Source organism: Clostridium isatidis (assembly GCF_002285495.1).
Classification (GTDB): domain Bacteria; phylum Bacillota; class Clostridia; order Clostridiales; family Clostridiaceae; genus Clostridium; species Clostridium isatidis.
The window spans coordinates 2,388,005-2,409,510 of record NZ_CP016786.1; the positions used below are offsets into that span (position 1 = coordinate 2,388,005).

Below are 21,506 nucleotides of genomic sequence, written 5' to 3' on the forward strand. Positions count from 1 at the left end.
CTTTATTATTCTGCAAATATATTTCTATAAATCTCATCTATTGATGCCTTATATTTCTCTCTTAATTCTTCTGCATCTCCACGTTCTACTATTTTTCCTTCACCTAAAAATGCTACTTCATCAAAAATTCTATCTAGTTCTCCAATATAATGGGTAGTAATTATCATAGAGCTTTCTTCATTTAAATTTTCTAATATAGCATCTAAGATTTTTTCTCTTGATACTGGATCAACACCTGAAATAGGTTCATCCAACATATATAGCTTTGCTTTTCTACTTAAAGTTAAAGATAAATAAAATTTTTCACACATTCCTTTTGACAGTTCTTTTATTTTAGCTTCTTCATCCAAATTCATAAAATTTAAATAGTATTTCATTTTTTCTTTTTCAAAGTCAGCAAAAAAATCTGAATATAAATTTATTGCATTTTTTATCTTCATATTTTTATCGAATATATTTCTATCTTGCAAAAATGCAATATAATTTTTACTATCAGAAGTTATAGGTAATCCTTCAAGCTTTATATCTCCTTGATCAATCTTTAAAAAACCTTGTATCATATTTAAAAGAGTAGTTTTCCCTTGACCATTAGGCCCCATAATCCCTAGCACTTTACCTTTTTCTAAATTGAAGTTTATTCCCTTTAATATAAGTTTTCCATTAATAGATTTATATACATTATTTACTTCTAATAAATTACTCATTTTCGCCCTCCTTATATCTCTTTGATATAATTTCTAATATATTTTTTTTTGTAAAACCTAATTCTTTAGACTCCTTAATAAATCTATCTATTGTTTCATTAAATAATTCTTCTCTCAACTCATTTATTTTTTCTTCATCTTCAGTAACAAATTTCCCTATTCCTCTTTGAGTATAAATTAAGTTTTCTTTTTCCAATTCTGCATAAACCTTTTGAATTGTATTAGGATTAACTTTTAACTCATTTGCATAATCTCTTACTGACAAAATCCTCTCCCCTTTCTTTAACTCACCTGAAACTATTTTCTTTTTTATATAAGCTATTATCTGAAGATATATGGGTTCCTTTGAATTTAATTCAAATGCCATTTCTTCATCTCCTTTCTTTCAGTACCACTGTATTAATTATATAATACACTAATACATGATTTTTTTCTACTATTTTTAATAATTATTTTAATTTTTTTATTATCACAAATTTAAAGATAAAAAAAGAAGCACCTAGAAATAAAATTATTTTATTTCTAGGTGCTTCCCTTTTAGTGAAGGGTGAACAATATTTTTAGGGCGGTATATTATCCTGTCCTTTACCTAAATTAATTCCTTTAAATTAGTTATCAGTGGTTATTTTATAGAATCTTTATATTGTTCTACCTTTCCTTAACCATTAGGCCATCTGAAGAAGTGCCTGAAAAACCCTTTTGCTTCTCAGTTAAGTTCCCACTAACTTTTCTTAGTTTAGCTTTCCTTAAAGAAACTCCTAATTCACTGGCAACTTCATTTTGGAAGGTTTTTAGTATCCGTTTTTTCACAGGAACTAAAAGTTTATCCATTTTTAATTCCTCCCTTGGCTTATTGGTTTTACAATATTATTTTAACCTCATATAATTTTTATATACTTAGATTCAATTTATTATAAAGTATTTTCATGAATTTGAACTTTATCAACTTCTCCAGCCATTACATCTATACCTTCCTTAAAATACACAAACTTATCTTGATCTATTTTCTTAAGGATTATAGGTATTATTGGAGATTTAGCCTTTTCTTTTACTTTTTCTATAGAAAATTCAATTAAAGCATCTCCCTGTTTTACTGTTTCACCTTCCTCAACTAATCTTTTAAATCCCTCGCCATATAACTTCATAGTATCAATACCTATATGTATAAATACCTCGCAATTATCTCCTTCTATATTAATGGTATGATTTGTTTTAGAGATATTAGTTATTTTTCCATCAATAGGTGATAATAATATGTTATCTACAGGATTTATAGCAAATCCATCTCCTATAAGCTTCATTGAAAATATTTCATCTGGAACTTCTTCTATTCTTAAAAGTTTTCCACTAATAGGTATCATGATAACATTATCTGTTCTTATTCCAGCCCTAATGGGAGCTAATTTCTTTTTCTTTTTAATTTCTATTTCTCTACCTTCAATTAAAGCTTGTATATGTTCTTTTAATATATCAGAGTTTGTTCCGAAAATTGCTTGAATATTATTTCCTATTATCATTAATTCAGAACCCATTGCGTATTTTAATTTATCTTTATCTACTAAATTTATTTCATATACAGTTATTCTTATTCTTGTAATGCAAGCATCAAGATACTTCACATTCTTTTTACCACCTAAAGCTTCTAATACCTCTTTTGCTAATTCTCCATCAGCTAACTCAAACTCTAACTGTTCTTCTTCTCTTTCCCTTCCTGCAATTTTCAAATCTAATTTTCTTATTATATATCTAAAACCAAAGTAATATATAACAGCAAATATTAATCCAACAGCTATTGCTAACCACCATTTCGTTCTATTAGGAAGAATACCAAATAAAATAAAATCTATCAGCCCTCCTGAGAAAGTTAGACCAATTCTAACATTAAGAATATCCATTATCATAAAGGAAAGACCTGCAAAAACACAATGTACTGCAAATAATGCTGGTGCTACGAATAAAAACATAAACTCTACAGGCTCTGTAATTCCTGTTAAAAAAGAAGTAAGAGCTGCTGAAAAAAGAATTCCCATAACTTTCTTTTTATTTTCTTCATAAGCCTCATGATACATTGCCAAAGCTGCAGCTGGTAACCCAAACATCATAAATGGATATTTTCCTGTCATAAAGGCTCCAGCAGTAAATTCAACTCCATCTCTTAGCTGCGCAAAGAAGATTTGCTGGTCACCAATTATAAGCTCTCCAGATAAACTTAAATATTCGCCAAAATGATACCAAAAAGGTGTGTACCATATATGATGAAGACCAAAAGGAATTAGTGCTCTTTCTACAAGGCCAAATATAAAGGCTGCTACAGAGCTATTTGCTGATATTACTGTAGTTGTAAAACTTAATATTCTATCTTGTATTGGTGGCCATATTATAGCCATTAATAAACCTAAAAAAACTCCCATAATTGCAGAAATTATTGGTACTAATCTTTTTCCAGAAAAGAACCCTAAAAATTCTGGCAATCTTTTATCATAAAACTTTTTATATACTTTTCCTGAAATAAGCCCGATTAATATACCTCCAAATACTCCTGTTTGTATTGTTGGTACTCCTAAAATAGTTGTATATAGTGGATTATGAGCAATTGTAACTCTATTTATTCCAAGGGCTATCCCTGCTGTCATATTCATAGTTTGAAATCCAACTATGGCTGCTAATGCTGACACTCCATCTCCATTGCACATTCCTATTGCAACACCCACTGCAAATAATAATGATAAATTTTCAAATATTATCTCTCCTGATGAAGACATTATATTTGATATCATTTGAATATTTTCATTTGCTATTATTGGAAACCTTGCTATTATATCAGGATTTTCAAATAATGTTCCTATCCCCATCAATATACCAGCAGCTGGCAATAGTGCTATTGGAAGCATTAGGGATTTACCAATCCTTTGCAAAACTCCAAAAAAGTTTTTTAGACGCTCCATATTTTCCCTCCTAAAGAGCTAATTAATTTAAATGATTTCAAATAAATTTTCAATATCTAAAAATTCACAGTTCCCAACAAAGCGCTGTGAACTGTGAATTGGCCAAAATTATTATATGCACTTATAATATAAAATTTGTATTTACTAACTGTTATCGTTGTCTTTATTTCTTATTACAGAGATAACTCTATGAATGTGTATAGTTAAATATACAATTTCATCATCATTAACTTTATAATTATAATTATCTTCTATAAAAAGTTTTATTTTCAATGCACAGTTATATGCTTCGGAATAACTTTTAGATGCTAATTCTAAAAATTCATTATTATTATCTGAATTTTGAGTATTAGTAACTACTCTTTTTGCAAAGTACTTTAAATGAGTTAGCAGTCTATCATAATTTATGTCTTCTTCATCAAACTCTACAGAATAATAATATCTTATAATATTTAATATACCTTTTACTATATTTGTTGCTAATATTGATTCCTTTGATGTTTCCTGATAGCTTGCATTAACAAAGTGCAATGCAATAAATCCAGCTTCATCCTCTGGAAGATTTATTTTTAATTTACTATTAATGTATTTTAATGCCCATAAAGCTACTTTGTATTCCTCTTTATGAATTCTTCTTATTTCATCTAGTAAATCATTTTTTATTTCGACTTTATTTTTATACCTTTTAATAGCAAAACCCATATGGTCAGAAAGGGAAATATATATCTGTTTATCTAATTTTCTATTTAATTCCTTAGATGCATAGCTGATAATTTCATGGGCAAGCTCAAAAACTCCATCTGGAATTTCATTAATTAATTTTTTTAGCTTATTCCCCATTCTTTTATCATCTACTACAAATACTTTTTCTATTTTATCTTCTTCAATTTCTTGTCCGACTTTTCTTTTAAAAGCAATTCCTGAACCCATGAGTATAACTTCTTTTTTAGTTTTTGGATCAATTGAAACAACAACATTGTTGTTTAATATCTTTTCTACAATCATTAACTCATTCCCCTTGCTTAGAAAAATAAAATACCTAAATCAAGATAAAATAGAAATCTTAATTTAAGTATTAAATACCTTTTTAATAACAATACATACTTATATTCATTTTTATGATAACATTTAACTAATATGATGTCAACATTACGATTGTTATATTTAGTTTTGTTTAGTCGGCAAAGTAATTATAAATTCACTTCCTAAACCAAGTTCACTTCTAACTTCAATAGTTCCATTATGAAGAGCTACTAATTGTTTAGTAAGGGTTAATCCTAAACCACTTCCACCATATTCTTCTGATTTATTGTTATTATATGCTTGCCCAAATCTATCAAATATTGTTTCTTGATATTTCTTATCTATTCCTATTCCTGTGTCTTTAATAGAAATTTTTACCTGACTACCTAAATCATACATTCTAACCTCTATTCTTCCTCCTTTAGAAGTAAACTTAACAGCATTTCCTATTAAATTTATAATACACCTTTCTATTTCCATTGCATCACATTCAATTATTTTTTCTTCTACATCTGGATCTATAATAAGCTCTATTCCTTTCGATGCAATATAATCCTTCATAGTCAGCACCACTTCTTCTATATGATATATAATATTATGCTTTTCAATATTAAGAACGTAAGAGCCTGACTCTATTTTAGATGTATCAATAATATTATTAATTAATATAAGAAGTCTATCAGAGTTTCTTTTGATTGTATCCATATATTTTGCAAGTTGTTTTCTTTCTATTCCCTGATCACTATCATTAAGACTTGATATAAGCTGTTGAGCTGATTTTATAATATTTAATGGAGTTCTAAGTTCATGAGATAAATTAATAAAATAATTATTTTTGTATCTTTCATTCTTAATTAACTCATTATACAACTCTTCATTTTCCTTTAATTTCTTATTTAATTCGGTTGTTCTTTGTTCTATTAGGATGTTTAATATCTTTACCCTGTCATATATTATGTAAATTATTATTATTATAGTTAATGAATATATTAAATAAGCCAAAGGAGTTTTCCATGGTTTTAGACCAACTGTAAATTTAACACTTGTTGGATTACTCCATTCCCCATTTGAACTCTTAGCAATAACTTTGAATTCATAATTTCCAGAATCTAAATTAGTATAATTTGCATAATTTCTATTTCCTGAAAATACCCATTCCTCATCAACACCCTCTAATTTATAAGCATATTCTATATTTTTAGTATTTAAATAATAAGGAAGAAAAAATTTAAATTGTATTTGATTATGCTTATAATCTAAATAAATATTAGAAATCCCTTTAATCTCATCATCATTATTATAGATGCTATCTATTATGACTTCATTTGAAAATCCATTCTTTATTATGTTTTGGGGATAAAAATATGTAAAACCATTTATTCCTCCAAAGAACATTTCTCCCCTTGGACTTTTATAACTAGAAAATATATTATATTCATTTCCTTGTAAACCATCATTAACAGTAAAATTTACAAATTGCTCTTTATCAACTTCAAACTTAGATAATCCATAATTTGTACTTATCCACAAGTTGTCTTCATTATCTACCAAAATACCATTTATAAAATTGTTAGATAATCCTTCTTTTTCAGTATACCTTTTAAAAGTTTCACTTTCTTTATTAAATTTATTTAATCCGTAACGAGTTCCTACCCAAATATTATTCTTACTATCAATAGCAAGAGCATTTACTGTGCTAAAGCTTAAACTTGAAGCATCATTTTCAATATTTTTATAGTTATTCATTTCCTTAGTTTTTGTATTAAAAGAAATAAGACCATTGTTAAAGCCGCATGCAAACCACATTACTCCATCTTTATCTTTAATGATATCTAACACCCAGCTTGCATTTATATTATTATCTTCAAAGACTTCACTAATATTTGTAAAACTTTCCTTTCTATCAAAAGTACAAACCCCTAAATCAGTACCAATCCATAATAGGCCCTTATCATCTAAATAAAGGGACTTAACATCATCTGATATCAAACTATTACTATCATCAGGATCACTAAAATAATTGGTAAATTCTTTAGTATTTTTATCATATTTACTTAAACCTTTTTCTGTAGCTATCCATATTTCATTATCTATTCCTGTGATATCTCTAATATTATTACTAGGAATGCTATTGATTATATCTCTATAGTAAGCAATTCCTTCGTAATTTATTCTTTTTATATTTCCATTTTTTCTATCAATTACATTTAATCCCTCTCTCCTTGTTCCTACCCACAAATATCCTTCTTTATCTTCATAGATACCATAAATAAAATTTTCACTTATTGAATTCTCATCAAATGGATCATTTCTATAATTATAAAAAGAATTTTCTGGGTTAAACATACTTATTCCTTTAGTAGTTCCTACCCAAATAGTTCCTGATGAATCTTCCATTAAACTAAATACATCATCACTTATAATACTTTGTAAATCATATATCTTTGATTTAAATGTAAGAAATTCATTTCTTTCTTCATCCAATCTACATAAACCATTATTAGTTGCTATCCAAACAATTCCTCTGCTATCCCTCAATATTGTTCTTACTTCTTTACCTGCTAATGCCTTGCTATCTTCAGGATTACTTAAATACTGAGTTATTTCATTAGATTTTATATTTATTTTATTTAATCCATTATTTTCTGTACCAACCCACAAATATCCTTTGTTATCAGCATATAAATCGTATATAAAGTTATCACTTATACTATTTTCTTTTTTATTAGAATAGTATTTTATTATCTCCTTTGTATCCCTAGTAATTTTATTTAATCCTTCTTCTGTACCTATCCAATAATTCCCATAAATATCTTCTTCCACTGAATATATTACTTGACTTGTTAATATTTCCTCTTCCTCAGAATAGTATAATCTTTCAAAATCATCATTTTCCTTATTATATTTATTAAGACCATCCGCAGTAGCTACGTATAAATCACCTAGTGAATCAATTAATAACTCGGTAATATTATTATTTGATAAATTACATCCATCTTCCCCTGAAACATAGGTCTTTACTTCATCTGTTTTTGGATCTATCTTATTTAATCCAACTGTTGTAGCAACCCATATATTATTATCATTATCTTCTGCAATTCCTATAATATAATTTCCAGTAATACTGTCAGGAGAGTCTTCCCTATACTTATATACTTTAAATTCACTTCCATTATATCGATTTAGCCCGTCATCTGTACCTATCCATATATAACCTCTGCTATCTTGAAACATATATTCAACAGTTGTTTGAGATAAACCATCTTCACTAGTAAGCCTTTTAAAATTCAAGTTTTTCTCCTTGCTTATTTCAAAAGTTTCAGCATTAACATAAAGACTATTACTGTGAATAAAAATAGATATAATAAAAATCATATATAATAATTTTAAAAATATCTTTTTCATTTGATTTCCTTTCATAAACATTTTAATTTTCAAAAGATATAAAAAAATAGAGGAAGACAACTAATACTGTCTTCCTCAACTCTATTATGGCAGGGGCAGTAGGAATCGAACCCACAACCAACGGTTTTGGAGACCGCTACTCTACCAATTGAGCTATACCCCTTTAACAAAAAACATTTTAACATGATATTATAAAACTTGTCAACAATATGTTTTATTAACATATAATTGTACAATAAAACATAAATTTTACATAAATATAGTCGGTAAAATATATTTTACCGACTAAAATGGCAGGGGCAGTAGGAATCGAACCCACAACCAACGGTTTTGGAGACCGCTACTCTACCAATTGAGCTATACCCCTTTAAACAGCAACAAACTCATTATAACTTATGTTTATTTAAAAAGCAAGTTCTTAAATTAATTTATTAAAACTTCTACTAATCTAGTAATATTATTTTTAATTGCTGCTAAGCTGCCATCTTCAAAATCAAATTCTAAAGACTTAAAGTTATTTTCTGAAGGTAATATATTTTCTTCTTTTATATCATGTATAAATATAACCTTGTCTTCTTCTAAATAACTATTAATATTATCTTTATTTACTTTAGTTATTTGAATTCCCAAACTTTTAAAGAAGTAATCAAATTTATTAGAATCGACTAATATTTTATATTCCTTCATTTTTTCTAAAGATGAAGCAGTCCCTTCCATAAAACTATCAATTTCCTTAATAAGCTCATTATAGTTTCTCTCATAGTAGTCCCTATTTGCTATATCCTTTTCTTGCAATGCTATCTTTATATTATATAAGGCTATCTTATACTCATTAATTCCTAAGTAATAATAAGGATTTACTTCAACTTTAGATACTATTTCTATATTTATTGGATATATTCCCCTAGATATATTTATAATTCTTAATTTATTATCTATAGTGTTTTTTTCTTTATTTCTTAAACTCTTTCTTCCCTCATTTATCTTATCAATAAAGTCTTTATTCTCTAAATCACTATAAATTAACAAATCCTTATTTAATATATTTTCCAAAACAAAATCATCTATTTTATAATCTTTAAGTTCTTCATTATTCTTAACTAAATAATCTACATTATGTTTATCCTTAACTAAATCTTTTATTATTTTATATTGATTCTCATTAACAGAAAGTATATCTAACTTTTGATTTTGTTGAATTTCATCTTCAGAATTTATTGTTGCCTCTAAAGAATTTCTAGATATATTTAAAAATAAAAATAAGCTAAAGGTAAAAATAATCAATGTGTAAGTTAACTTTTTCATTTAACTTCCTCCAAAACTATATTTATAGTTTTATAGTAAATAATCTTAACATTATAATAACATAAATATAATTTATTTTTCTTAAAATTTGGTTACATTTATGTTAATTAATTCCTTAAATATCCTTTAATCATAAATTTATTATTTTCATTTATCTTTCTTTTTCTTTTCTTTTTGGATAAAATATATTAATAAGATACTTTAGAAAGGATATTTATTATGAATTTTTATGTTAATAGTTTAGAAGAAACTACTAAAATCGGATCTTTATTAGGTAAGCTTGTACAGCCTGGTGATGTTATTTGCTTAACAGGTGATTTGGGAACTGGCAAAACTCATATAACTAAAGGGATTGCTAAAGGCTTAGGAATTTCAGAACATATAACTAGTCCAACATTTACAATAGTGAATGAATATGATTCAGGCAGACTTAAATTCTATCATTTTGATGTTTATAGAGTAAGTGATCCAGATGAAATTTACGCAATTGGCTTTGATGAATACATATTTTCCGATGGAGTTTCTGTAATAGAATGGGCAAATTATATAGAAGAAATCTTACCAAAGGAATTTTTACATATTTACATAGAAAAAGATTTATCAAAGGGAGAAAACTATAGAAAAATAACTATTACTCCTTATGGAGAAAGATATAATTATATAAAGGAGTTGAAAATATGAATATCTTAAGTATTGATTCTTCCTCAAAGGTAGCAACAGCAGCAGTTTTAAACGAAAACGGCTTAATTGCAGAATATACTTTAAACAATAAATTAGAACATTCAGTATTATTAATGGATATGATTGATAATTTATTAAAAGATTCTAATTTGACAATAGATAATATAGATGGTTTTGTAGCATCTAAAGGCCCTGGTTCCTTTACAGGCTTAAGAATAGGAATGGCAACAATTAAAGGCTTAAGCTTTGGTTCTAATAAACCTTATGTAAGTGTATCAAGCCTAGATGCTTTAGCTTATTCCCTAATAAATTTTGATGGTATTATATGTCCAATTATGGATGCTTTAAGAGATAGTGTGTACACTTGTATTTACAAAAATAATAATGGAAAGCTGGAAGCCTTAATGGATTATGCTGCTCTAGATTTAGAAGAGCTGGTAAATCTTTTAAAAGAAAAAGGAGAAAAAGTTATTTTTACTGGTGACGGACTAGTAAAACATAAGGAATATCTAATCAATAATCTGGATAACTGTTATTTCCCCCCTAATCATTTAAGTGTGATTAGGGCTTCATCTCTAGGAGAGTTGGGATTAAAACTATTATTAGAAAATAAAGCTGATGATCCAAATTCAGCTCCATTTTATCTAAAGAAACCTCAAGCTCAAAGAGAATTAGAAAAGAGGTTGGCTCTAAAAAATGAAGATAACATATAGATTGATGATTAAAGAGGATATAGACGGAATTTTTAATATAAGCACATTATCTTTTAATACGCCTTGGAGTAAAACTTCAATTTCAAATGAAATGAATAACCCTCTTGCTAAATACATAGTTGCAATAGATAACTCAATTAATGAAGTTGTTGGCTTTATAGGCGCATGGATAATTGCTGATGAAGCAGATATTATGAATATAGCAGTACACCCTGACTACAGAAAACTTGGAATAGCCAGCAAGCTTTTAGCTTCATTAATAGATTTATGTAAAAATCTTAACTGCTCAAAAATTAATTTAGAAGTAAGAGCTTCAAATCTTCCAGCTCAAAATTTATATAAAAAATTCTCCTTTATAGAAAATGGAATAAGAAAAGGCTATTATCAAGATACTGGAGAAGACGCTATGCTTATGCAGTACACAGTTCACAGAAATAAATAGTTTGAAGTGTGGAGGACTGAATGTGTATCAAAAGCAGTTTTCAGTCTTAAGATTTCAATTTTTAGATATTCATAATTCTCAGCCTTGCTGAAAATTTTAAAAAAAGAGTTATTCTATAAAACGCGCTATAGAATAACTCTTTTCTATATTTTATTCGTATTTTCAGCCAATCTGAAAATATTCCTTAATTATACACTTTGCATTTTGAATTACATAAGCTCTGTTTATGCATTTGCTTCTTTTCTAAAAACAGCCTTTTCAAGCCTTGCATGTAAGACATAAGTTATTGCTCCTACCATAATTGCTTTGATTCCGTTAAATGGTAATAAACCTACTGTAACATAATTCATCATCTCTTCTGGACTCATTTGCATTCCGTATAGTGGTATTAATATATATACATTTGCTAATATTCCTACAATTTCTACTGATACTAATCCAAGTAGCATACCTATTAAAAGAGATTTTTTGCTTCTATTTATTTTGTACATAATTGCCGGTGGCAACACTAAGGAAACTCCAATTATAAAGTTTGCTAACTCTCCTACACCGGCACTGCTTGTACCCTTTACTACTAAAATAAGTAAATTCTTTATAAGCTCTATTACTACTGCTGCCATCGGGCCGAATGCCAGTCCCCCTATTAAAGCTGTCACATCACTTAAATCAATTTTTAACCATGGAAATGGAAAAAATGGTATAGGGAAATCAAAGTACATTAAAATTACTGACATTGCCCCTAAAAGTGATATTTTCATAAATTTGTTTAAGTTTTGATTTTGATAATTTTTCATTTTTGTCTCCTCCCAAACTCATTGCCTCAGGGAACTGGCGTAGATTGGAATAATCCGGTGATAATTTATTAACAAAATCCTTCTTTTTAACAACAAAAAACCTGATGTAAAATATTACATCAGGGCTATATACATGCACAAGAAAGATTGCGTTAATAATTAAATTAAGCCATCTCACCACATATACCTTCTTTCATCCAGACTATACTGTCGGCCTCGGAGTTTCACCGAATCATGCTAGATACTAGCTCGCGGGCTATACCGCCGGTGGGGAATTACGCCCCGCCCTGAAGATAATGTTATTATTTTTATTTCACTTTCATTATATGCTATAGTTATTAGTTTGACAAGCAAAATTTTTAACAATTTATAAATCTTTCATCGATAAAGAAATTCTCTTCTTCTTAACATCCACTTCAAGTATTTTTACCTCAACTACATCACCAACCTTAACTACATCTAGCGGATGTTTTATAAATTTATTTGACATTTGACTTTTATGAACTAAGCCATCTTGATGAACTCCAATATCTACAAAGGCTCCAAAATCTGCTACATTTCTAACAGTTCCTTTTAAAATTAGCCCTGGAGTTAAATCCTCCATATTTACTATTCCTGTTTTTAATATAGGCTTTGGCATTTCTTCTCTTGGATCTCTTCCTGGCTTCTTTAGTTCTTTTATTATATCTAAAAGAGTTGGCTCTCCTAGCTTTAAACTTTCAAGAAGTTTCTTTATTTCTATTTTTTTTACTCTTTCCTCTATGTTATTTAAATTTTTATTTTTTAAATCTTCAATAGTATATCCAAGTTCCTTTATTAAATTTCTTGCCGCATCATAAGATTCTGGATGTACTGAAGTATTGTCTAAAGGCTCATTACTTTCCATAACTCTTAAAAATCCAGCACATTGTTCAAAAACTTTTGGTCCTAATCTCTTCACCTTTAATAGCTCTTTTCTATTCTTAAACCCTCCTACTTCATTTCTATATTCTACAATATTATTAGCTATAGTAGAATTTATACCTGATATATAAGTTAATAAGGATGGCGTAGCTGTATTTAAATCTACTCCTACCTTATTTACACAATCTTCTACTACCCCAGTTAAAGATTCATCTAATTTTTTAGGAGTTACATCATGTTGATATTGTCCTATACCTAAGGCCTTAGGATCGATTTTAACCAATTCCGCCATAGGATCCTGAAGTCTTCTTCCTATTGATATTGCCCCTCTTATAGTTACATCTAAATCAGGGTATTCCTTAGAAGCAAGTTCTGAAGCAGAATAAACCGATGCTCCTGCTTCTGATACAATAACATATGCTACTTCCTTAGCACTTTCGCTTTTTATTTCTGAAATCATCTCTGCTATAACTTCTTCTGACTCCCTTGAAGCAGTTCCATTACCTAGTGATATAACATCTACATTATATTTTTTTATTAAACCCTTAAGTATTTCCTTGGTTTCTTTTATTTTATTTTGTGGTGCTGTTGGATACACTGTTGCTTTATCTAAGAACTTTCCAGTGCTATCTAAAATGGCAACTTTACAACCTGTTCTAAAACCCGGGTCAAAACCCATTACTACTTTCCCCTTAATTGGAGGCTGCATTAGTAGAGATTTTAGGTTTTCTTTAAATATTTTTATTGCTCCCTCTTCTCCAATGCTTGTAAGTTCATTTCTAACTTCTCTTTCTATTGATGGATATATCAATCGCTTTAACGAATCCTTTATTGCTAGTTTTAAATAGTCATCAGTAATAGAATTTGATTTTAATATTTCCTTTTCTAAATAATTTATTATCTTTTCTTCATTTACTACTATTTTTACTTGAAGAACTTTTTCTTTTTCTCCTCTATTAATTGCTAAAATTCTATGGGATGGTATTTTACTTACTTCTTCACTATAATCATAATACATTTCATATGGAGTATCTTCTTCACTGCTTCCTTTAGTTTCTATTTTACCTTCTTTTAAAACTAAATTTCTTATCCATTTTCTATACTTAGCTTCGTCAGATATAACTTCTGCTATTATATCTAAAGCTCCATTTATTGCATCTTCTTGGTTATTCACCTCTTTTTCTTCATCTATATATTTCTTTATCTCTTCTTCTATATTTCCCCTAAAGCTTCCATCTAGAATTAAATCTGCTAAAGGCTTTAATCCCCTTTCTAAAGCCTTAGTTGCTCTAGTTCTCTTTTTTTGCTTATAAGGTCTATAAACATCTTCAACTTCTGTTAAGGATGAAGCATTTTCTAAGGCTTTTACTATTTCTTCTGTTAATTTCCCCTGTTCTTCAATTAATCTTTTTACATCTTCTTTTCTTTCCTTTAGATTTCTAAGATATGTTAATCTTTCAAAAAAGTCTCTTAAAATTTCATCACTTAAGCCACCAGTCTGCTCTTTTCTATATCTTGAAATAAAAGGTACTGTATTTCCAGCATCTAATAATTCTATTACATTATTTACTTGAGTTATACTTATATTAAGTTCTGATGAAAGCTTACCTACTATATCTACCATAATTGCCTCCTAGTTATAATTATTAGCCTAAAATTTACATAATGTTATTATAATACAATATTCCACTTTAATAAAATAATTATATATTTATAAATAACTAAATATTTGTATTTATTAAAAGAATACATATTGATAGAAAAGTAAATTATAAGTATAATTAGATTGTAAAATATTTCCAGAGGTGATTTTCTTGAAGAAGCTTGGTCTTATAATTAGCAGATTATTAAATATATTATTAATTTTTTTCATTATATTTATTATTTTAAATGATTATCATATTATAGATTTTTCTAATACAGTAAAATATATTTTATATTTTTTAACTTTTATTTTAATACTAATTTCTGCTACTAAAGAATTGATTTTAAATAAATCTGGATTATCAAAATTTATTAATTTTATAATATTATTTTGTTCTATAGCAGGAGGCGTCTTTTCAATTCAAGCAAACCAAATTAATATTTTAATTTATATATGTATCATTTCATCTTTAATATATTGCTTTATCGAATTGGTTTATAGAAGAGCATAGAAAATTATATTTATTTTTATTTACTTTCATATTATTTATCCTCATTTAATATGATTAACTATAATCAATTTAAGAGGGTAAGTATATGAAAAAAAAATTAATCTATTTTACATCACTTTTAACAGTTCTTATTTTATTAGCTTTATCTATATTTTTAAATTTTACATATTCACCTTTTAACGCTGATAATGTAAAAAATAATATTGCTTTATTTTCTTCAGAAACTTATGAAGGAAGACTTCCAGGAACTAAAGGGAACCTTCTAGTTGGTGAAATTATAAGAAACAATTTTCAAACTAATAATTTAGTTCCTCTAAATGAAGATTATAAGGAAAGTTTTAAAGCTCTTTGCCCAGTTAAAGAGAATTCATCAGCTTCTATTAAGATATTATCTGAAGATAAAATTATAGAAGAATTGAAGTATGGTACTGATTATAAAGAAGATATGCTTAATTTTAGAAGCAATACTATTACTTTCTCTAAGGATGACAAAATAAATATTTATACAAATTCCTTTGAAGTCATAACTGATAATGGCAATTGCTTATTTTACGTACCTAAAAATAATGATTTTTCTTTTAGAAGTTCCTTTATGAGTGATTTTCCTTATGATATGTTAATAGCCATTACTACTGATACTTATAATAAAATTCTAAATTCAGTCAGGAGTGGTTTAACAATTTCCGTTAATATACCTTTCACAATTTCCGAAAAGGAATTATTTAATGTTGTTGGAGTAATTGAAGGAAGCTCAGATAATCTTCCACCTCTTGTACTAACTGCCCATTATGATCATTTAGGAAAGGATGGGCTTAATAATACTTATAAAGGTGCATTAGATAATGCTTCTGGAACTTCCTTTTTATTAGAACTTCAGAGAACTCTAAGCAGTTTTAAAAAACCTAAACGTGATATTATCTTTGTAGCCTTAAATGCTGAGGAATTTGGTTTGCTGGGTTCTAAGAGTTTTGCTGAAAGAAATTATGATATTATAAAAGATGCAGAAATTATAAACTTTGATATGATAGGAAGCGAAGATTATCCATTAACCTTAATGCTTGGAATAGCTGCTAAAAATAAAGAATCTAAATTATTAGATTCTATAATAGAAATAGCTGAAGATAATAAAGTTAAAACCGAAGTAGTATATGAAGATTCTAGTGATCATGCAAGCTTTAATAATGAAGAAATAGATGCTTTAAGTTTCTGCCATAGCGATACTAGTAGAATTCACACTCCAAATGATACAGTTGAATATATAAGTACAGAAGCCATAGAAAGTGCTTATTCAGTTATCCAAGATAAGATCTACGATTCCTGCTACAGTAATTTAACAATATTCTTTTATACAGAAACTTCAATAATAACTTTCTCTACTCTATTGTTTCTTCTAATTGTAGTTCCAATTATATTGAAAAAAATAGATAAAAAAGCAAACTAAAAAACTTATTAAAAAAGAAGATTGAATACAATCTTCTTTTTTATGATTCTAATTAACAATTTAAATAGAAACTGCTGTTTACTTTTTAAATTTATATTCCAAATTATTTAATTCTATAGAAATTAAGCTAATTTATGCATTGTTAATTATTTTTAAGATATGCTATTATAAAATTATCTATTTCCCCATTCATAACCGCATTTAAATTTGCTGTTTCTTCATTCGTTCTATGATCTTTAACTAAATTATATGGATGGAATACATAGGATCTTATCTGACTTCCCCATCCCATATCCTTTAATTCACCTGTTAAATCTTCTATCTTCTCTTTATGTGCTCTTTCTTTTAATTCAATCAACTTTGCTTTAAGCATTGCCATTGCTGCTTCCTTGTTGGCAATTTGGCTTCTTTCACTTTGACATTGAACTACTATTCCTGTTTTTAAATGGGTAATCCTTATAGCTGATTCTGTTTTGTTAACATGTTGACCTCCAGCTCCGCTTGCTCTAAAGGTATCTACCTTAATATCTTCTGCTCTTATTTCTATATCCTGATCTTTTGTAAGTTCAGGTAATACTTCTACTGAAGCAAAGGAAGTTTGTCTTTTCCCATTGGCATTAAAAGGAGATATTCTAACCAATCTATGAATTCCCTTTTCTGCTTTTAAATAGCCATAGGCAAAATCACCCTTAACCTTTAAGGTAACACTTTTTATTCCTGCTTCATCCCCCTCTAGATAGTCTAAAGTATCAACCTTATAGCCCTTCTTCTCACACCATCTTGTGTACATTCTAAGTAACATTTCTGTCCAGTCATTTGCATCAGTACCACCAACACCGGCATGTAAAGTTAATATTGCATTATTTCCATCATATTCTCCTGATAAAAGAAGTTCTATCTTATATTCATTTACTTCTTTTTCAATACTTCTTATTTCAGCTATAATTTCACTAATTGTTTCCTCATCATCATCTTCTAACAACTCTGCTAAAACTTCAACATCTTCTACTCTTCTGTTTAAGGAATCATACCTTTCTATTTTATCTTTAATTCTTTTGCTTTCTTTCGTAACTTCTTCAGCTCTATTTATATCTTGCCAAAAGTCCTTTTCCTGCATTTTAAGATCAAGTTCCTGTAATTCCTTTAAAAGTGCTTCCTTGTCAAAGAGAAGCCCCCATTTCCTTTATATTCTTTTTAATATCATTAAGCTTAGATAATTCTGCTTCTAACCTAACTATCACTTTTATCACCCTAACTTTAATTTTTATTATTAAAATCACCTATATAGATATAAGAAATAAAATTATAGTACTTATATTTTAATAAAAAAGTTCACAATTTACAGTGCACAATTTTGGATAAAACTACTAGTTAGTTTCTAAAATTTAAGTTATAGCAACTAGAAAGTAGCTTGTAAAAAATTTGTTACTTCAGCTAAGCTGAATTATTTCCTTAACTGTGGACTGTGCCTTGTGAACTGTGTACTATTAAAATTAAATTCTTATTGTTTTAATTCTAAATTAATTTGTAGCTAACTGTTTAATATTTTATGCTTCTCTTCCATGGCAGTTTTTATACTTTTTACCACTTCCGCAAGGACAAGGATCATTTCTTCCTACCTTGTTATCATTTCTAACTGGCTGCTTTTTTACATCAGAACTACTGCTGCTTCCAGCATGTTGTGCTGCTGTTTCTTGAGCAACTCTTTCTCTTTCAACAGGCTCTTCTTTTTTAATTTCAATATGGAATAGGAATTTAACTGTATCAATTTTAATGCCATGAATCATTTCATCAAACATAGCACTACCTTCCATTTGGTATGCTTGAATTGGATCTACTTGTTTATAAGCTCTTAAGCTCATACCTTGTTTTAAATGATCCATGTTATCTATATGATCCATCCATTTTCTATCAACTGATCTAAGAAGAATTACCCTTTCTAATTCCCTCATTCTTTCAGAACCAAATTCTTCTTCCTTAGCATCATAAACTTTATATAAAATATCTAATACTCTTTCAATTATATTGTTAACAGATAAATTTAATATATCTTGAACTTTAATTACTCCTCTTGGTAAGCAGATATCTTCTAGATATTTAATAAGCTTTTCTAATACTTCTTCCTTATTATCAATATTACCTTCTAAATGACCTTTAACAGCATCTTCTACAATATCTTTTGTCATTGATATTATTTGATCTTTTATGTCCTTACCTTCAAGAACTTCAGATCTTTGCTTATAGATAACTTCTCTTTGCATATTCATTACATCATCATATCCAAGAAGATTCTTTCTAATGTCAAAGTTATTACCTTCAACTTTCTTTTGAGCATTTTCGATAGCCTTAGTAACCATTTTATTGTCTATTGCTTCATCATCTTCTAATCCAAGTTTATCCATTAAAGCTTGAATTTTTTCTGAACCAAATATTCTCATTAAATCATCTTCTAAAGATATATAGAATACTGATTCACCTGGATCTCCTTGACGACCTGATCTACCTCTTAATTGGTTATCTATTCTTCTTGATTCATGTCTTTCAGTACCTATTATTTTAAGGCCTCCAACTTCTTTAACACCTTCTCCAAGCTTAATATCTGTACCTCTACCAGCCATATTAGTAGCTATTGTTACGCTTCCTAATTCTCCAGCATGAGATATTATTTCTGCTTCTTGTTCATGATATTTAGCATTAAGAACTTGATGAGGAATTCCTCTTTTCTTTAATAAAGAAGATAAGTATTCTGATTTTTCAATACTTACAGTACCAACTAAAACTGGCTGGCCTTTTTTATGACTTTCTACTATTTCTTCAATAATAGCATTATATTTGCCTTTAGTATTCTTATAAATTAAGTCAGTTCTATCAATTCTAGCTATAGGTTTATTAGTTGGTATAACTATAACATCAAGAGCATAAATTTCTCTAAATTCATTTTCTTCTGTTAATGCTGTACCTGTCATACCAGATAACTTATTATACATTCTAAAATAATTTTGGAAAGTTATAGTTGCAAGAGTTTTTGACTCTCTTTGAATTTTAACTCCTTCTTTAGCCTCTATTGCTTGGTGAAGACCATCTGAATATCTTCTACCTTCCATAAGTCTACCAGTAAATTCATCAACAATTATTACTTCTCCGTCCTTTACCATGTAGTCCTTATCTCTTTTCATTACATAGTTAGCTTTTAGGGCTTGAGTAATGTAGTGTTGTAATTCTAAGTTACTTGCATCTGCATAATTTTCAAGGCCGAAAGCTCTTTCTGCTTTTGCTACCCCTTCATCTGTAAGCATTACAGAATTTGCTTTTTCATCTATAGTAAAGTCTTTTTCTGCAATTAACTGCTTTACAAAATTATCTGCTACATTATAGAATTTTGTAGATTTGTCTCCAGCACCAGAAATAATAAGAGGAGTTCTAGCTTCGTCTATTAAAATAGAGTCAACTTCATCTACAACAGCAAAGTTTAATCCTCTTTGAACTCTCTCTTCTTTGTAAATTACCATATTATCTCTTAAGTAATCAAATCCAAATTCATTATTTGTTCCGTAAGTTATATCTGCTGCATAAGCTTCTCTTCTTTGCTTTGATGTTAAACCATGAACAATACAGCCAGTAGTTAAACCAAGGAAATGATATAATTCCCCCATCCATTCCTCGTCTCTTTTCGCAAGGTAATCATTAACAGTTACCAGGTGCACTCCCTTACCTGTGAGAGCATTTAAATATAGTGGTAATGTCGCAACCAATGTCTTACCTTCACCAGTTTTCATTTCTGCAATTCTTCCTTGGTGAAGAACCATACCACCTATAAGCTGAACTCTATAGTGCTTCATTCCTAATACTCTGGAAGATGCTTCTCTACAAACAGCAAAAGCCTCTGGAAGAAGATCATCTAATGTTTCCCCATTAGCTAATCTTTGTTTAAATTCATCTGTTTTTGCTCTTAATTCAGCATCAGATAGCTTTTGCATACTTTCGTCTAACGCTTCTATTTTATCTGCTATTTTTTCGAGTTTTCTAACTTCTCTTTCACTATATGTTCCAAATATTTTTTCTAATATTCCCATATTAATTTCCCTTCCGATGTTTACTTATTTTTAATTACGTATAAAATATTTCCTATTTTATAAATTATACCATTATATTATAATTCAATTCAAGAAATTACCCTATATTTATTATCAATTATCCCTTTTAAGTTCACTTTTATTAATGAAATTAATATTTTATTAATAAAAATCTATAAATTAGCTATTTTTATTTTTTATCATTAAGGTTTTATTATTCATTAAAAAGAGTCATTACAAAATACTTCGTAATGACTCCTAATTATTTTTTATTTTAAAGTTTTCTGATATCTTAGAAATTATATATAGTTGTCAATTTTCAATTTACTAAATATAATCTGGTTCTAATAGACCATAATCTCCATCATTTCTCTTATATACTACTGATACTTTGTTTGCATCAGCATCTTCATATACAAAGAAGTTATGTCCAAGCAATTCCATTTGTAATACTGCCTCTTCAATTGTCATTGGTTTTATTACAAACTTCTTTGTTTTTACTATTTTCCCATTAGTTTCAACCACATCATCTTTTTCTTGTGAATCTTCATATGCTGGGAATCTTAATGATTCATGACTTCTCTTAGATAATTTTGTTCTTTGTTTTCTAATTCTTCTTTCTAATTTATTAACAACTAAATCTATAGATTTATACATATCCTCAGTTTCTTCTTCTGCCCTTAAAATTATTCCATTAAAAGGTATTGTAACTTCGACTCTTTGTTTATCTTTTTGAACCGAAAATTTAACCTTTGCCTCCACATCAAAATTAAAATATTTTTTTATTTTTGAAAGTTTTTTCTCCATCATTTCCTTTAAAGCAGGTGTTGCTGTAGTGTTTTTTGCTATTACTGAAACTTTCATATAAGGTCGCCCCTCTCCTGTAATTTAACCATTAATTTAATTTTTAAAATTAATATT

The 21,506-nt window shown here is 28.1% G+C and carries 16 protein-coding genes, 2 tRNA genes and 1 riboswitch; of the genes, 4 read left to right on the forward strand and 14 right to left on the reverse strand.

Annotation, left to right across the window (positions count from 1 at the left end; translation table 11 throughout):
• Positions 1–5 precede the first annotated feature (5 nt).
• From BEN51_RS11255 to BEN51_RS11295, 9 genes are all read right to left on the reverse strand, one after another.
• Positions 6–704 carry an ABC transporter ATP-binding protein gene (locus BEN51_RS11255; RefSeq protein WP_119866152.1) on the reverse strand — a complete coding sequence of 233 codons (699 nt, stop codon included), beginning with the start codon at positions 702–704 and terminating at the stop codon, positions 6–8.
• The gene (locus tag BEN51_RS11260; RefSeq protein ID WP_119866153.1) at positions 697–1,071 is read right to left on the reverse strand and encodes a GntR family transcriptional regulator; all 375 of its coding nucleotides are present in this window, start codon (positions 1,069–1,071) and stop codon (positions 697–699) included. Before BEN51_RS11260 ends, BEN51_RS11255 begins: the two co-directional genes overlap by 8 nt.
• Positions 1,072–1,352: 281 nt before the next feature.
• Complete coding sequence (locus tag BEN51_RS11265; protein WP_236906212.1) at positions 1,353–1,535, reverse strand: small, acid-soluble spore protein, alpha/beta type; 183 nt, start codon at positions 1,533–1,535, stop codon at positions 1,353–1,355.
• An 80-nt stretch (positions 1,536–1,615) separates the two neighbouring features.
• Positions 1,616–3,649, reverse strand: a complete 2,034-nt coding sequence (ptsG, locus tag BEN51_RS11270) for a glucose-specific PTS transporter subunit IIBC (RefSeq protein WP_119866154.1) — start codon at positions 3,647–3,649, stop codon at positions 1,616–1,618.
• 144 nt (positions 3,650–3,793) lie between these two features.
• Positions 3,794–4,654 carry a BglG family transcription antiterminator LicT gene (licT, locus tag BEN51_RS11275; RefSeq protein WP_119866155.1) on the reverse strand — a complete coding sequence of 287 codons (861 nt, stop codon included), beginning with the start codon at positions 4,652–4,654 and terminating at the stop codon, positions 3,794–3,796.
• 159 nt (positions 4,655–4,813) lie between these two features.
• Complete coding sequence (locus BEN51_RS11280; protein ID WP_119866623.1) at positions 4,814–8,077, reverse strand: sensor histidine kinase; 3,264 nt, start codon at positions 8,075–8,077, stop codon at positions 4,814–4,816.
• Between the two features lie 87 nt (positions 8,078–8,164).
• Positions 8,165–8,240, reverse strand: a tRNA-Trp gene (locus BEN51_RS11285).
• 128 nt (positions 8,241–8,368) lie between these two features.
• A tRNA-Trp gene (locus BEN51_RS11290) sits at positions 8,369–8,444 on the reverse strand.
• A 56-nt stretch (positions 8,445–8,500) separates the two neighbouring features.
• Positions 8,501–9,382 (reverse strand): metal ABC transporter solute-binding protein, Zn/Mn family, encoded by an 882-nt coding sequence (locus BEN51_RS11295; RefSeq protein ID WP_119866156.1) that lies wholly within the window; start codon positions 9,380–9,382, stop codon positions 8,501–8,503.
• A gap of 219 nt (positions 9,383–9,601) precedes the next feature.
• Here BEN51_RS11295 and tsaE point away from each other — a divergent pair, with 219 nt between their 5' ends.
• Genes tsaE through rimI form a run of 3 tightly spaced genes read left to right on the forward strand, consistent with a single transcriptional unit; the run spans position 9,602 to position 11,218 of the window.
• Entirely contained in the window at positions 9,602–10,063 is a 462-nt protein-coding gene (gene tsaE, locus BEN51_RS11300; protein ID WP_119866157.1) for a tRNA (adenosine(37)-N6)-threonylcarbamoyltransferase complex ATPase subunit type 1 TsaE, read from the forward strand.
• Positions 10,060–10,776 (forward strand): tRNA (adenosine(37)-N6)-threonylcarbamoyltransferase complex dimerization subunit type 1 TsaB, encoded by a 717-nt coding sequence (gene tsaB, locus BEN51_RS11305; RefSeq protein ID WP_119866158.1) that lies wholly within the window; start codon positions 10,060–10,062, stop codon positions 10,774–10,776. Before tsaE ends, tsaB begins: the two co-directional genes overlap by 4 nt.
• Positions 10,760–11,218 (forward strand): ribosomal protein S18-alanine N-acetyltransferase, encoded by a 459-nt coding sequence (rimI, locus tag BEN51_RS11310; RefSeq protein WP_119866159.1) that lies wholly within the window; start codon positions 10,760–10,762, stop codon positions 11,216–11,218. Before tsaB ends, rimI begins: the two co-directional genes overlap by 17 nt.
• Positions 11,219–11,442: 224 nt before the next feature.
• On the opposite strand, the gene BEN51_RS11315 is transcribed toward rimI, so the two are convergent.
• Together BEN51_RS11315 and BEN51_RS11320 are read right to left on the reverse strand one after the other, a co-directional pair.
• Positions 11,443–12,012 (reverse strand): ECF transporter S component, encoded by a 570-nt coding sequence (locus tag BEN51_RS11315; protein WP_119866160.1) that lies wholly within the window; start codon positions 12,010–12,012, stop codon positions 11,443–11,445.
• Between the two features lie 181 nt (positions 12,013–12,193).
• Positions 12,194–12,311: riboswitch (FMN riboswitch) on the reverse strand.
• Between the two features lie 68 nt (positions 12,312–12,379).
• The gene (locus tag BEN51_RS11320; RefSeq protein ID WP_119866161.1) at positions 12,380–14,539 is read right to left on the reverse strand and encodes a Tex family protein; all 2,160 of its coding nucleotides are present in this window, start codon (positions 14,537–14,539) and stop codon (positions 12,380–12,382) included.
• A gap of 617 nt (positions 14,540–15,156) precedes the next feature.
• Here BEN51_RS11320 and BEN51_RS11330 point away from each other — a divergent pair.
• A complete protein-coding gene (locus BEN51_RS11330) occupies positions 15,157–16,512 on the forward strand; it encodes a M28 family metallopeptidase (protein WP_119866163.1) in 1,356 nt (451 codons plus the stop codon).
• A gap of 142 nt (positions 16,513–16,654) precedes the next feature.
• Here the strand turns inward: BEN51_RS11330 and prfB are convergent.
• The 3 genes from prfB to hpf all read right to left on the reverse strand — a co-directional run bounded on the left by prfB (position 16,655) and on the right by hpf (position 21,449).
• Positions 16,655–17,753, reverse strand: a protein-coding gene (gene prfB, locus BEN51_RS11335) for a peptide chain release factor 2 (protein ID WP_207652776.1) whose coding sequence is annotated in 2 segments (ribosomal slippage) — positions 16,655–17,674 and positions 17,676–17,753 — 1,098 coding nt in all. Because the reading frame shifts where the segments join, the coding sequence is not laid out codon by codon here.
• A 306-nt stretch (positions 17,754–18,059) separates the two neighbouring features.
• Positions 18,060–20,585 (reverse strand): preprotein translocase subunit SecA, encoded by a 2,526-nt coding sequence (gene secA, locus BEN51_RS11340; protein ID WP_119866164.1) that lies wholly within the window; start codon positions 20,583–20,585, stop codon positions 18,060–18,062.
• A gap of 327 nt (positions 20,586–20,912) precedes the next feature.
• Positions 20,913–21,449 carry a ribosome hibernation-promoting factor, HPF/YfiA family gene (gene hpf / locus BEN51_RS11345; protein WP_119866165.1) on the reverse strand — a complete coding sequence of 179 codons (537 nt, stop codon included), beginning with the start codon at positions 21,447–21,449 and terminating at the stop codon, positions 20,913–20,915.
• Between the last annotated feature and the right edge of the window lie 57 nt (positions 21,450–21,506).